Below are 13,401 nucleotides of genomic sequence, written 5' to 3' on the forward strand. Positions count from 1 at the left end.
TCCTTTAGCCAGGAAAAGATATAGTGTACAGCGGGAATAGCTCCGGAAAATTAAGCTGTAAAATTTCTTTTTTGGAAAATTTGATACAATTTGAATGTCAAAAACCCAAATATTGCACCAAACAAATACCCAAAAATAATATCTAAAGGATAATGTAATCCTAAGTAAATCCGGCTATAAGCGAAGATTAACGGCCATAAAAAAAGCAGCCAAAAGTATTTGAAATTCGTCTTGAAAATCAGGTATAAGAATGTGGCAACTGCCATTGTATTGGATGCGTGTCCAGAGAAAAAACTAAAAGAATTACGGGATTGTACTATTCGAATAATGGAATTTATTTCGGGATTGTTACACGGGCGAAGTCTTTGAAATCCATTTTTGAACAAGTTGGTAATTTGGTCAGTAAAAACCAATAAAACAGCCACAAATAAAAGTAAATGCAACGTTTTCTTTGTCCCCAATTCCTTGAAAATCAGAAATAACAGAAGTGAAAAAAGCGGAATCCAAGAAGTTTGTTTGGTGATAATTAACCAAAGTTCATCATAAGTATTTGAACCTAGACTGTTTAAATAAATAAATAATTTTTCGTCGAGCGATAGGATTTTATCCAACATTATTTTTTACGTTTTATAGGTCCGATAGCCTCTTCAATTTCATCCTCCTTATGGGATTCGTCTGTTGCTGAATCCGTTTTGAGTTTGTCGATTTCAACTGAAGATGGAGATAAATTTTCTTTTACAGCAGTAGGATTTTCGTCAACAATACTACTTTTTACTTTGTCAATTTCTGACGAAAAATTATCCGAAATTCCTTTTAAAGGATCCGAGTCTCCGAGCAAATTTGTTTTGGCACTATTGATTTCTTTTGTGATATTGTTGGTTAAATCGCTCAACATATTTTGGTCGAAACCATTGGCTTCTGCACCTTTTTGAATTTCGTTTTTGATGTCGTTGGTGGCATTTTTTAATTGTGCCATCGCTTTTCCCATTGTACGCGCCATTTCTGGAACTTTATCAGATCCAAAAAGCATTAGAACAACAAACATTATAAAAATTAATTCGCCTCCACCAATTCCAAACATAATCTATTTTTTAAGTTGCAAAGTTACAAAGATGTACAGATACAAAATAGTGTAATTTTAAATAAATTAACATTAATCAAATTTTGATTTTACTTCTGCCTTTGGCCAAGTATTATTTGTCAGATCGATATCTGCTGTTTCTAGCTTTGGATCTATCTGAATCGTTTTAATTGCTTTCTCGGTTGCAAAAACTCGTTTAGCGGTCTCATTATTTTTTCTCCAAATTTGTGCTGGAAATTTAAAATTTTCTTTGGTATTGTCATCATAAGTTATCTCTACTATGATAGGCATTAGCATTCCTCCAGGTTTGTTAAACTCTACTTCATAGAAATATTTAGGAGTCTTCATACTTGCTTTTTCTTCAGCCGAAAAATTTTGATTCACATAATCCGAAAGTAATTTAGCAGAATCCAATTGGAAAGCTTGTTTTTTGCCAAAACTTAAATCTACATTATTCTCAGAAATCAAGTAGATGTAAGGTCCATTTTCTTTGCCAAAACGTCTTTTGTTGATGGTTACATCTTTCAATTCAGTTGGTGCATTCTCTGTAACATAGTATTGTTTCACCTCTTTAATGCCAATATCAACATAGTCTGTAGTGTAAAACCAACCACGAAAAAACCAATCTAAATCTACTGCCGAAGCATCTTCCATAGTTCTAAAAAAATCTTCGGGAGTGGGATGTTTGAATTTCCAACGATTTGCATATACTTTAAACGCATAATCAAATAATTCTCTTCCCATAATGGTTTCTCTCAAAATATTTAGACCTGTTGCTGGTTTTGCATAGGCGTTGTTCCCAAAATCGATAAGGCTTTCTGAATTAGACATAATGGGTTCTAAGAATTTTTTGTCTGAACTCATATAAGGAACTATGCCCTTTGGGGAACCACGCCTAGAAGGGAAGTTAGTTCCTAACTCTTGCTGAGCCATATATTGCATAAAAGTATTGATTCCTTCGTCCATCCAAGACCATTGACGCTCGTCTGAATTGACTATCATTGGAAAAAAATTATGTCCCACTTCGTGAATTATAACTCCAATCATTCCGTTTTTGATTTGTGTACTCGTCACGCCGTTTTCGTCAGGTCGCCCAAAATTCCAACAAATCATTGGGTATTCCATGCCTTGATCTTCAGCCGAAACCGAAACTGCTTTTGGATATGGATAATCAAAAGTATGAGATGAATAACTTTTTAAAGTGTGTGCTACGGTTAAAGTTGAAGTTTCTCCCCAAAGTGGATTGGCTTCTTTTGGATAAACCGATTCTGCCATTACTATTTTTCCATTCAATTGCACAGCCATTGCATCGTAAATGAACTTTCTGGAAGTTGCAATTCCAAAATCTCTAACATTCTTAGCGCTAAATTTCCAAGTTTTTTTCTTGTCTGAAAATCCTTTTTCAGTAATTTCTGCTTCCCCTTGTGTGACAATAACAACGGGTTTGTCAAATGTTTTTTGAGCTAATTCATATCGTTTAACTTGAGCAGCAGTAAACACTTCGTTTCTATTCGTCAATTCACCAGTTGCATTCAACACATGGTCAGCTGGAACAGTAATATTCACATCAAAATTCCCAAAGGGTAGTGTAAATTCTCCACTTCCCCAAAACTGCATATTTTGCCATCCTTCAACATCGTTATACACAGCCATCCTCGGATAAAACTGAGCGATTATATAAAGTTTATTTCCGTCTTTTTCGAATAATTCATAACCAGATCTGCCTCCGTCTTGTCGGTAATTATTAATGTTATACCACCATTTTATAGAAAAAGATAATTTTTCGCCTGACTTCATAGCCGCAGGTAAATCGATACGCATCATCGTTTGATTGATGGTGTAATTCATCGGGTTTCCTTTAGAATCCTTAATATATTCGATGTTAAATCCACGTTCTAATTCTTTTTTTAAAAATTTATTAGCAAAATTATTTGGGGTAAATACCTCTTGTGTTCTTTGGTTTTCTGCCAGTGGAGATAGTGAATTTTTTGCAGCTTGGTTTTGGTCTAATTGTACCCATAAATACGACAAAGTGTCTGGCGAATTGTTGTAATAAGTGATAGTTTCTGAGCCACTTAATCTAGAATTTTTGTCGTCCAACTCAATGTCAATTTTATAATCGGCTTGTTGCTGATAATAGGCAGGTCCGGGAGCGCCTGATGCTGTGCGAAACATATTAGGAGTTGCCAATATATCATACATTTGACTGAATTTATTGGCGTCATAACTTCCTGATTCTTTTGTTGGCTTTTGTTCAGGAATGTTTTGTGACCAAGCAAGCATTGGAAAAATAAACAGTAGTATGATAGTATTTTTCATAGAAAGAAAGTTCTTTGTGATTTGAGCCATAATTATTGATTGGGAATTAATATTTTAACGATTTGGAAGTTATTGAATTGGTTAAAAGAAAACTTTTTTTCACCTCCAAAACAGTAACATTAATCATATTTTGTTGATCAGAGAACAAATCAACTAAGACAGTGTTGTAAATTTCAAGAGAATTTATTTTAGAAATATTTCTAATGTTCCAATAGCAAACAAGTTCTTCACCATCTATTTCTTTACTCAAAAAACTTAAAGATCTAACTTGTCCATTTACTTTTATTGAAAAGCAACTGGATAAATATTCTTCTAATAACAATTCTTCAGAACTATTATTTTCGTTTTCGACAGAGATTTTCTTTTTGTGTTTTTTTTCAAGCGCTTTGTTCAAATCGTCGATGTGTATTCGAGAAGTAATTTGTAGCATTTTCTTGTCCGAAGCATAATTTATTTGATACAAAGCCATGTGAAATTTATGGACAGTAGAAGCAGTTAATGTAAATAAAAGTATTGGTAATAAAATAGATATAATTTGTTTTTTCATTTTTCAAAAGTAGTGAAACTTATGGGTTTATCATTTTTTGAATCAAAAATTAATTTGTTTCAAAACCTTGTTTTTTATCTGTAATAATTTCGTTGTATTTGACTGCCAGTTCTCCCATTTCAAATTCTATTTTTGTTTTGTTTTTAGATTTTAAAACTTCTGAAATTCTGCTGTCTTCCACACAGTAATACTGAAATCCTTTGACGTATTCCGAAGGGATTTTTAGTGTTTTTGTAAAATAAGTGTCGTCAAAAAGCGAACCCAGTAGCACTAATAAACGCTCTTTCTTTTCAACTTCGAGTTCTTTTTTGAGCATTGTGGTTCTTCCACTGATAGCATTCAAAATAGGATCAACAGGCATTGAACCTCCCAAAATCCCTAATAATTGAATAGGTTTGAAATCTCCAGCAGTTTTTAGTCTCCTTTCGGCAGGGGTGTATTTTTTTATGCCTTTGGGAGAAATTCCCAATGCAACTGCATTTATTTCAGGATTTTTATTGATAATTACTTCATCTAGTTCTGTGATTTTTGAAACCATTTTAATGATTATAATGTCTGGTTTCAAATCTTCTTCTTCGATTATCTTTCGGTGATATTCTAAATTTACTGAAGTGAATACCAATAAATCATCGGCTTTCGCCAGAATAAAAAACTCTCCATTACTGTTGCTAATAGTGCTCTTTTCATTCACCAAATTAATAATACTAACTCCAGCTATAGTGCGTGATTCTACAATTATTTTTCCGTGAATTAATTTCTCGCCAGCAGTTTGACCAAAAGTAATTTGATGTAGAAATAGCAAAAAAAGTATCAGTGTATTATTCGTTCTCACTAGCAATAATTTCAATGTATTTTGTTGCCAATTCGCCCATCAAAAACTCAGTTGTTGTTTTGTTGTTCGTTTTTAATATTGTTGTAAATTTATCGTTTTCAACGGCGTAGTATTTAAAACCTTTTACATATTCCAAAGGTATTTTTAAAATGCTTACAAAATGATTTTGGTCAAACATATTGTCTATGAGTTGTATATATGACCATTTTTTTTCCACTTTAACTTCTTTTTTGAGCATCGCAGTTCTTCCAGACATAAAATTTAAAAGAGCATCACCAGCTGTGGATTTAGCAGTGTATAATTTTTTTTCTACCTGAGTTAAATGTTTAATGCCTATTGATGAAATCCCTAGAGTAACGGCATTAATATTGTCATATCTTTTTATGACTACTTCCTTTAATATAGTAATGTTCGCTTCCATTTTTACAAGAAATAATTCTTCTTGAAAATGGTTTGACTCCAAAACAATGCAATTTTCTTTGAGCTGAATTGCCGAAAATAAAAGAGTATCTCCTGGTGTTGCAGTTATCGAAAAATAGCCGTCCTTTAGGGTTATCGTCGATTTTTCTGTCTTTAGATTGATGACATAAACCCCCTCGAGATCCATACTATTGGCATTGATTTTACCGTTTATTACAATTCTAGGAGATTCTTGAGCCAAAACTGTGTTGGCAATAAAAACAAAGAACACACAGATTCCTAATTTCATTAATTGGATGAATCATATATTATAAAGTTGTAAAATTATTCCAATGTCTTCCAAATTAAATATTAAGGACTTTATAAGAAAATGTTAATTATAATTTTTGAATTGCCACACTAAAAGCACTATTTCATATCTTTAACCCAAACTTATTTTGTTGAAACTATGAGTAAAAATATAATTATAGCCAGTACATCTACGCTTCACGATGGTGATTATTTAGAGTATTTATTACCCGAATTAAAAATCCATTTCGAGAATTGCAAAACGATTTTGTTCATTCCTTTTGCAAGACCAAGCGGTATAACTCACGAGGAATATACTGCTAAAGTAGCATTGGCTTTCGCCAAAATAGGAAAGGTAGTAAAAGGAATTCATCAATTTGATGATTATTCTATTGCAATCAAAAATGCTGAAGGGATTTTTACGGGTGGTGGAAATACTTTTTTATTGGTTGCTCAATTGTATAAAAAGGATTGTATGATTGCGCTTACTGAAGCTGTCAAAAATGGCACACCTTATCTAGGAACAAGTGCAGGAAGTAATATTTGCGGACTATCAATGCAAACAACTAATGATATGCCTATTGTTTGTCCGCCAAGTTTTAAAACATTAGGAGTGATTTCTTTTAATATAAATCCACATTATCTAGATGCTGATTTGCTATCCAAACATATGGGAGAAACTAGAGAAACAAGAATAAACGAATATCATTCGTTCAACAATGTTCCTGTTTTAGGATTACGAGAGGGAAGTTGGTTAAAAGTGACAGGAGACAAAGTGGTTTTAAAAGGAAATTTGACCGCTCGCCTCTTTTTACAAAATCAAATTCCGGTCGAAATTGAAAGCGAAACAGACATAAGTTATGTAAAATAAAAAACCCCAAACTTTCGTTTGAGGTTTTTAGAGCGAAAGACGAGGCTCGAACTCGCGACAACCAGCTTGGAAGGCTGGAGCTCTACCAACTGAGCTACTTTCGCAGTACAACGGTGCAAATATACATAACAAGTTAGCTTCTTTGCAAGTTTTTTTTTGAAATTCTTACTAAATGGCATTATTTTTTTATAACCATTTTAAAACTAAATCATTATAAATTCATTATTTTTATATCTTAACATCATTCTTAAATTATTCAGTGACTACAGATGCTTATTTGATAGACAATTCAATTTTTCTAATAATTTCAACTTTTGTAAAACCAAAGCACAAAAACAATTTAATTTTAAAAATATATAAAAATGAATAAATTTTTATTTTTTCTATTAATTTTTACTTTTTTTAGTTGTGATAAAGAGCCGAAAAAAAAAATTGTGGCTCCAATTCCTACTTCAATTCCTGTAATTCTAGCCGTGGGTAAAGTGGTAACAATTGACAGTCTTTTGCTAAAACCTTTCCATAGTAAAGTGCTAGAAGAGTTCTATTTAGCTGCAGGTTATAAGTCTGTTTGGCAATCAAATAAAAACAGGGCAACTATTTTAGAACAACTTTCTAATTCCGATGACGAAGGTCTAAATTCGGATAATTATAAAGTAAATATTTTAAAGAAATTCGAAAAAAAATATGCCACTTTAAAAGATAAAGAAAGAGCAAGTTATGATGTTTTGCTTACTCATTGCCTTCAAAAATATATCTTGCATTTGAGCAATGGGCAATTGAATCCCAGAAATTATTATAGAGATTGGGATTTAAAGGAAAATGCAATTGACATTAACAAAACGATAGCTTTAATGCTAAAAAGTGATTCGGTTCAGTATAAAATCGAACAATTAAAACCCAATTATATTGTTTATAAAAGTTTGAAAAAGGCACTCAAAATCATTAACTCTTTTCCAAATGATGATTTTAAAGCGATTGAAATAGCCAATAAAATTGTGTTGAACGATACAAACCCATCATTAATTGAGATTAAAAAAAGATTGATTTATTGGAAACAGATGAAGCCAATAGACAGTCTTTCTAGTATTTACGACAGTATAACCAAAGAGGCGATGAAAAAATTCCAAATTCGTCATGGTTTAGCCGCTGATGGAATCATTGGAAAAGGAACAGTTGAAGCTCTAAATTTTTCAAAAAGGAAGCGAAAAGAACAAATTCTGGCCAATCTCGAACGTTGGAGATGGTTTCCAAAACAAATGGGAAAGGAATATATAATTGTAAATATTCCAGATTACAAATTGATTCTGGTCAAAAATAATGATACTTTGAGAACTCATAAAGTCATTGTTGGAAGAGCTAAAAGGGCAACTCCTGTGCTTTCGTCAAGATTAAGTAATGTGATTTTGAACCCTACTTGGACTGTGCCGCCTACAATTTTGCGGGAAGACGTGATTCCTTCTATTTCTAGAAATAGAAACTATTTAGCTCAAACCAATATGAAAGTTTATGACAGCAATGGAAATGAAGTTTCTTTCAATAATTGGAAACTTTCAAATGCTAAGGGGTATCGTTATGTGCAAACGCCAGGAACTTTTAATTCCTTGGGGATGGTTAAATTCTCTTTTCCAAATAGGTTTTCGATTTATTTGCACGATACTAACCATAGAGATTTTTTCGGAAAACAAAAGCGTTCCTTGAGTTCAGGTTGTGTGCGAGTGGAAAATCCGTTGAAATTGGCACAATATCTATTGGCCGATGAAGCTAATTGGAATATAGAAAGAATTACCGAAACTCTGAAAAACGGAAAGACAAAGGCTATTAAAATAAACAATGAAGTTAACGTTCATGTTTTATATTGGACCGCTTGGAGTGAAAACAATACTTTAATTTTTAGAGACGACATATATAATCTTGATGCCGATTTGTTTCAAAAATTAGGACGATAAGACAGCAATTTTCTCGAAACTTCTTGATGGATGGTAAATAAAAAGGCAAGATTTGTTTTTTATTGTGTTGACAATTCCTGAAAGTAATTCATGTGGAATGGCAGGACAACCTTGACTTCTTCCTAATCTTTTGTTGGATTTAATATAAGAATTTGACACATAATTTGCCGAGTGTATAACTACGCCTCTTTGTCTAGCATTGTCGTTAATACCTTTTTCTATACCGTCAAGTTTGAGCGACATTCCGTGTTTTCCTTGGTAAACTTCACCAGTAAGATAAAAACCCAAACTGCTTTTGTAAGAGCTGTTGGTATTCGAAAAGCTGTTTGCATATTCCTCTCCAGTATTTCTTCCGTGGGCAACTAAGGAATTGTATAAAATAGTATTGGTACTCAAATCGATTACCCAAAGCCTTTTGATATTTGATGATAAGCTAAAATCCACTAAGGTCAAAATGTCCTTTTGGATTAATCCTCTCTCCTTTAGTGAATAATATCCTTTTAAGGCTTCCTTAAAACTTTCGAGATTCGGAAGGTTGAAATTATTGGAATTCAGGTGGTTATAAATTGTTTCGATGTTTGAATCTGAACTTGGGCTTAAAACACTTGCGATTTCTGGTTTTTTTGGTTTTACGGTTTCAGTAATAATTATTTCACTTGAAAACATTGAAAAAATCAAAAAAAATATATGGGGAAATATCTTATAAATCATTGATAACGTTTGGGTTAGATATTGGACTTGGGGCTGCAAATATACAACAGAAATATAATTTACCGACCAATTTTAAGAAATAAATATGAATTAGATGCTAATTTAGAGGTGTTTATAACTTATAATATATGTATTTTTTTGTTTTTTGTGTTAATTTTACTATTTTTGCTTAACTATTATCTTAATTTATGCCGAAAATTTACCCTTCTTTTTTCCTTCTTCTCGTTTTTATAAGTTTTGATACTTATAGTCAAAAGAAGACCATTCAGGCTAAATTTTCTGCAGAAAACATTACTATAGATGGCAAAATAAATGAAGAGATATGGAAAACAGCGCCAATTGCCACTGATTTTATAATGTTTGAGCCTGATAACGGCAAGCCAATTAGCGAAAGTAAAAAAACAGAGGTTAAAGTTCTGTATGATAATAATGCAGTTTATGTTTTGGCCGTTTTATACGATGACGAACCCAATAAAATTTCTCGTGAATTAACCAATAGAGATGAGTTTGGTGTTGCTGATGTTTTTTCGGTTTCAATCAACGGAAATAATGACGGACAACAAGATTTTCGATTTTTTGTAAGTGCAGCTGGAGTTCAAATGGATTGTTTGGCTACAGAAGGAGGTGAAGATTTTAATTGGGATGCGATTTGGGATAGCGAAGTAAAAATAACCGATTTTGGCTGGGTAGTCGAAATGAAAATCCCATATGCTGCGCTTCGTTTTTCAAAAGAGATCAAACAAACCTGGGGTATAAATTTTAAGCGAGATATTTTACGTGGTGCGATAGATCAAAGTTATACTTGGAATTTTGTGGACACCAAAATAGGTGCTGTGATTGTTCAAGCGGGGATTTTAGAGGGAATCGAGAACATAAAAACACCAACACGTCTCTTCTTTATTCCTTATTCATCTGCTTATTATCAGAAAGATGATTTTGCCTCGGATAGTACTTTTAAAGTTGGAATGGATATTAAATACGGCATTAATGACGCCTTTACGCTAGATGCTATATTAGTGCCCGATTTTGGTCAAACAAAATTTGATAAAGCCATTCTTAATCTAGAGCCGTTCGAACAACAATTTGATGAAAATAGATCCTTTTTTACTGAAGCGACCGATTTGTTTTCTAAGGGAAACCTGTTTTATTCCAGAAGAATTGGTGGGAGTCCCATAAAAGACATTTATACTCTTCAGGATGAATTAGCAGCAAATGAAGAAATCATAAATTTTCCCAGCACTGTCGATTTAATAAATGCTGTGAAAATTTCAGGTCGAACAGAAAAAGGCCTTGGGATAGGCTTTTTGAATGCTGTCACTGCTAAAACGGAAGCCACAATTTTAAAAACAATTACAAATACAAGTGTTGACCCGATTACAAACTCAACAGCGACAACAACTACAGAAACCACTCGAGAAGAAGTTGTACAACCTTTGACAAACTATAATGTTTTTGTCCTCGATCAGCGTTTTAATCAGAATTCATCGGTTTCTTTTATAAACACAAATACCATTAGAAACGTAGATTTTCGAGATGCCAATGTTTCAGCATTATTATTTGATTTGAACACCAAAAAAAACGCCTATAAATTATCGGGTGATTTTAAATACAGCAGTATCAAAGACAATGATTTTTATACTCTTTTGAATAATGGTTTAGAAAATTATAATGGTTTCAAAACCCAATTGAACTTTGCCAAAACTAGCGGAAAATACAGGTATATGTTTTCTGGAAAATACCTATCCGAAAATTATGACGTCAATGACTTAGGAATTATTTTTGTTAATAATTACCGTTCGGGTTATGGAGAAATGACCTATAGAATTATTAATCCAACTAAGACTTTTAACTCACTAAAGATCAACCAAAATATAAACGTTGAAATACATAACACTACTGGAAAAACCCAAGAAGCTTGGTATCAGGCTGTGTTTGCTGCTATTAATAAAAAAAATCAAATTTGGGAAGGGAAAGTACAGGTAAGTCCATTTGATAGGTATAATTTTTATGAACCAAGAGTGCAGGGTAAATATGTTTTTGTGCCCCAGAGCATCGTTTCTTATTTGTACTTTGCCTCAAACGATAACAAAAAGTTCACTATCGATATTGATGGCTCAATTGAAAAATTTAATGAGGAAGGCAGAATTATATACATGATTTCACCGGCAATTAGTAACCGTTTCAGTGATAAATTTTCGTTGTCTTATAATCTAATCTACACACGAAGAGTTAATGATCGTGGTTGGGTAGGATATGTTGGTGATGATGTAATTTTTGCAGAGCGCAATCGTGAAATAGTGGATCATTATTTTACAGGGAAATATTCGATAACAAATAAAATGTCCTTTAATCTAGTAGCACGATACTACTGGTCGTATGCCGAGAACCACGAATTTTTTACGCTGGAAGACAATGGTAAATTAACGACTAACTCAACTTATTCCGAAAATAAAAACAGGAATTTTAACTCTTGGAATTTCGATTTTTCGTATTCGTGGTGGTTTGCTCCCGCAAGCGAAATATCAGTTTTGTATCGAAATTATGCTGTAGAAAGTACCAATCTTGTGCAAAAAAACATGCAAACAAACTTAAACAATGTTTTTGATACTAATCTGACTTCCATTTTCTCGGTTAGCCTTAGGTATTATATTGACTATAATTCCTTGAAAAGAAAGCACTAAAACGTTATTGTTTTAAGAAAATTCTGCATATAATTTACATTCATTATTTATTAGTTTATTTCTACTTTATTTGTGTAAAATAGTAGTTTTAGTAACACACTGTTTTTTCATAAATACTTTATCTTTGCATAAAAATATAACAAAATGAGCAAAAAAGTAATCCTTATGATTCTTGATGGTTGGGGAAATTCTCCAGATCCAAAAGTATCTGCAATAGATAATGCCAATATCCCTTTCATCAAAAGTTTATATACAAAATATCCTGTTGGGCAACTTCGAACAGATGGTTTAAACGTAGGTTTGCCTGAAGGTCAAATGGGAAATTCCGAAGTGGGACATATGAACCTTGGTGCTGGTAGAATTGTGTATCAAGATTTAGCCAAAATCAATTTGGCTGTAGCCAATAATTCCTTGGCACAAGAACAAGTGCTTGTTGATGCCTTTCAATATGCTAAAGACAAAAATGTAAATCTACACCTTCTTGGATTGGTTTCTGATGGTGGTGTGCATTCTCATACTTCACATTTACGCGGTTTGATCGATGCAACACAAGCTTTCGGATTGAAAAAAGTATTCGTTCACGCTTTTACCGATGGTCGTGATGTGGATCCAAAATCGGGAGCAACTTATATCCAAAATTTAGAAAATTATATTGCAAATACTTCAACAAAAATTGCTTCGGTGGTGGGAAGATATTATGCAATGGATCGTGACAAGCGTTGGGAAAGAGTGAAAATTGCCTACGATTTATTGGTAAACGGAACTGGAACACATTCTAAAAATGTTGTAAAAAGCATCAAAGAAAGTTATGAAAATAACGTAACCGACGAATTTATCAATCCAATTATTGCCGTAGATGAAGACGATCAACCGTTGGCTACAATAAAAGAAGGTGATGTTGTTGTTTTCTTTAACTTCAGAACTGATAGAGGTCGCGAATTGACCGAAACACTTTCTCAAAAAGATTTCCACGAGCAAAACATGCACAAACTCAATTTGTATTATGTTACACTTACCAATTATGATGAAACATACGAGAACGTAAAAGTAGTTTATAACAAAGACAACGTTACAGAAACTCTTGGCGAAGTCTTAGAAAAAGCCAACAAAAAACAAATAAGAATCGCCGAAACTGAGAAATATCCTCACGTGACTTTCTTCTTTTCTGGTGGTAGAGAAATACCTTTTGAAGGCGAATCAAGAATCTTGAAAAACTCTCCAAAAGTGGCAACTTACGATTTGCAACCAGAAATGAGTGCTTTTGAATTGGCAGACGCTTTAGTTCCCGAACTTGAAAAGGGCGAAGTAGATTTTGTTTGTTTGAATTTTGCCAATGGCGATATGGTTGGTCATACTGGCGTAATGAGTGCAGCAATTCAAGCTTGTGAAGCGGTTGATAAATGTGTAGAAAAAGTGATTACTGCGGCTTTGGCCAACGATTATACAACATTAATTATCGCCGATCACGGGAACTGCGAAACGATGATTAATCCTGACGGAAGTCCGAACACAGCACACACCACAAATCCAGTGCCAATTATTTTGGTTGACAAAGAATTGAAATCTATAAAAGACGGTGTTTTAGGAGATTTAGCTCCAACTATTTTAGAATTGATGGAAATTGAAAAACCTGTAGTTATGACTAGATTTTCACTTTTGTAATAGTTATAACCGAGTTTGTATAATGAGTCCCGCAATTTGCGGG

General features: G+C 33.1%; 10 protein-coding genes, 1 tRNA gene and 1 pseudogene. 4 read left to right on the forward strand and 8 right to left on the reverse strand.

Annotation, left to right across the window (positions count from 1 at the left end):
- Nucleotides 1-50: 50 nt before the first annotated feature.
- From FNW17_RS03345 to FNW17_RS03370, 6 genes and pseudogenes are all read right to left on the reverse strand, one after another.
- On the reverse strand, nucleotides 51-614 hold the full coding sequence (locus FNW17_RS03345) for a phosphatase PAP2 family protein (RefSeq protein WP_143391305.1): 564 nt from the start codon (nucleotides 612-614) through the stop codon (nucleotides 51-53).
- Nucleotides 615-760: 146 nt separating this feature from the next.
- Nucleotides 761-1,081: pseudogene (locus FNW17_RS16765) on the reverse strand (Sec-independent protein translocase subunit TatA/TatB); the annotation flags it as partial.
- A 72-nt stretch (nucleotides 1,082-1,153) separates the two neighbouring features.
- On the reverse strand, nucleotides 1,154-3,400 hold the full coding sequence (locus tag FNW17_RS03355; protein ID WP_143391353.1) for a M1 family metallopeptidase: 2,247 nt from the start codon (nucleotides 3,398-3,400) through the stop codon (nucleotides 1,154-1,156).
- A 46-nt stretch (nucleotides 3,401-3,446) separates the two neighbouring features.
- On the reverse strand, nucleotides 3,447-3,947 hold the full coding sequence (locus tag FNW17_RS03360) for a DUF6702 family protein (protein ID WP_235892996.1): 501 nt from the start codon (nucleotides 3,945-3,947) through the stop codon (nucleotides 3,447-3,449).
- A gap of 49 nt (nucleotides 3,948-3,996) precedes the next feature.
- Nucleotides 3,997-4,779, reverse strand: a complete 783-nt coding sequence (locus FNW17_RS03365; RefSeq protein ID WP_143391307.1) for a hypothetical protein — start codon at nucleotides 4,777-4,779, stop codon at nucleotides 3,997-3,999.
- The gene (locus FNW17_RS03370) at nucleotides 4,766-5,488 is read right to left on the reverse strand and encodes a hypothetical protein (RefSeq protein ID WP_144070871.1); all 723 of its coding nucleotides are present in this window, start codon (nucleotides 5,486-5,488) and stop codon (nucleotides 4,766-4,768) included. The genes FNW17_RS03365 and FNW17_RS03370 overlap by 14 nt, the downstream gene beginning before the upstream one ends.
- A 159-nt stretch (nucleotides 5,489-5,647) precedes the next feature.
- On the opposite strand from FNW17_RS03370, the gene pepE reads away from it, so the two are divergent.
- Nucleotides 5,648-6,358 carry a dipeptidase PepE gene (gene pepE, locus FNW17_RS03375; protein WP_144070872.1) on the forward strand — a complete coding sequence of 237 codons (711 nt, stop codon included), beginning with the start codon at nucleotides 5,648-5,650 and terminating at the stop codon, nucleotides 6,356-6,358.
- 31 nt (nucleotides 6,359-6,389) lie between these two features.
- On the opposite strand, the gene FNW17_RS03380 is transcribed toward pepE, so the two are convergent.
- Nucleotides 6,390-6,462 (reverse strand) — tRNA-Gly (locus tag FNW17_RS03380).
- A gap of 330 nt (nucleotides 6,463-6,792) precedes the next feature.
- Here FNW17_RS03380 and FNW17_RS03385 point away from each other — a divergent pair.
- Nucleotides 6,793-8,304, forward strand: a complete 1,512-nt coding sequence (locus FNW17_RS03385) for a L,D-transpeptidase family protein (RefSeq protein ID WP_235893236.1) — start codon at nucleotides 6,793-6,795, stop codon at nucleotides 8,302-8,304.
- On the opposite strand, the gene FNW17_RS03390 is transcribed toward FNW17_RS03385, so the two are convergent.
- Entirely contained in the window at nucleotides 8,293-9,015 is a 723-nt protein-coding gene (locus FNW17_RS03390; protein ID WP_144070874.1) for a murein L,D-transpeptidase catalytic domain family protein, read from the reverse strand. The genes FNW17_RS03385 and FNW17_RS03390 overlap by 12 nt on opposite strands.
- 188 nt (nucleotides 9,016-9,203) lie before the next feature.
- Here FNW17_RS03390 and FNW17_RS03395 point away from each other — a divergent pair, with 188 nt between their 5' ends.
- On the forward strand, nucleotides 9,204-11,696 hold the full coding sequence (locus FNW17_RS03395; protein ID WP_143391312.1) for a DUF5916 domain-containing protein: 2,493 nt from the start codon (nucleotides 9,204-9,206) through the stop codon (nucleotides 11,694-11,696).
- Nucleotides 11,697-11,840: 144 nt separating this feature from the next.
- Nucleotides 11,841-13,358 carry a 2,3-bisphosphoglycerate-independent phosphoglycerate mutase gene (gpmI, locus tag FNW17_RS03400; protein ID WP_144070875.1) on the forward strand — a complete coding sequence of 506 codons (1,518 nt, stop codon included), beginning with the start codon at nucleotides 11,841-11,843 and terminating at the stop codon, nucleotides 13,356-13,358.
- The last annotated feature ends 43 nt before the right edge of the window (nucleotides 13,359-13,401 follow it).

This window comes from Flavobacterium franklandianum (assembly GCF_007097365.1).
GTDB classification, from domain to species: Bacteria; Bacteroidota; Bacteroidia; order Flavobacteriales; family Flavobacteriaceae; genus Flavobacterium; species Flavobacterium franklandianum.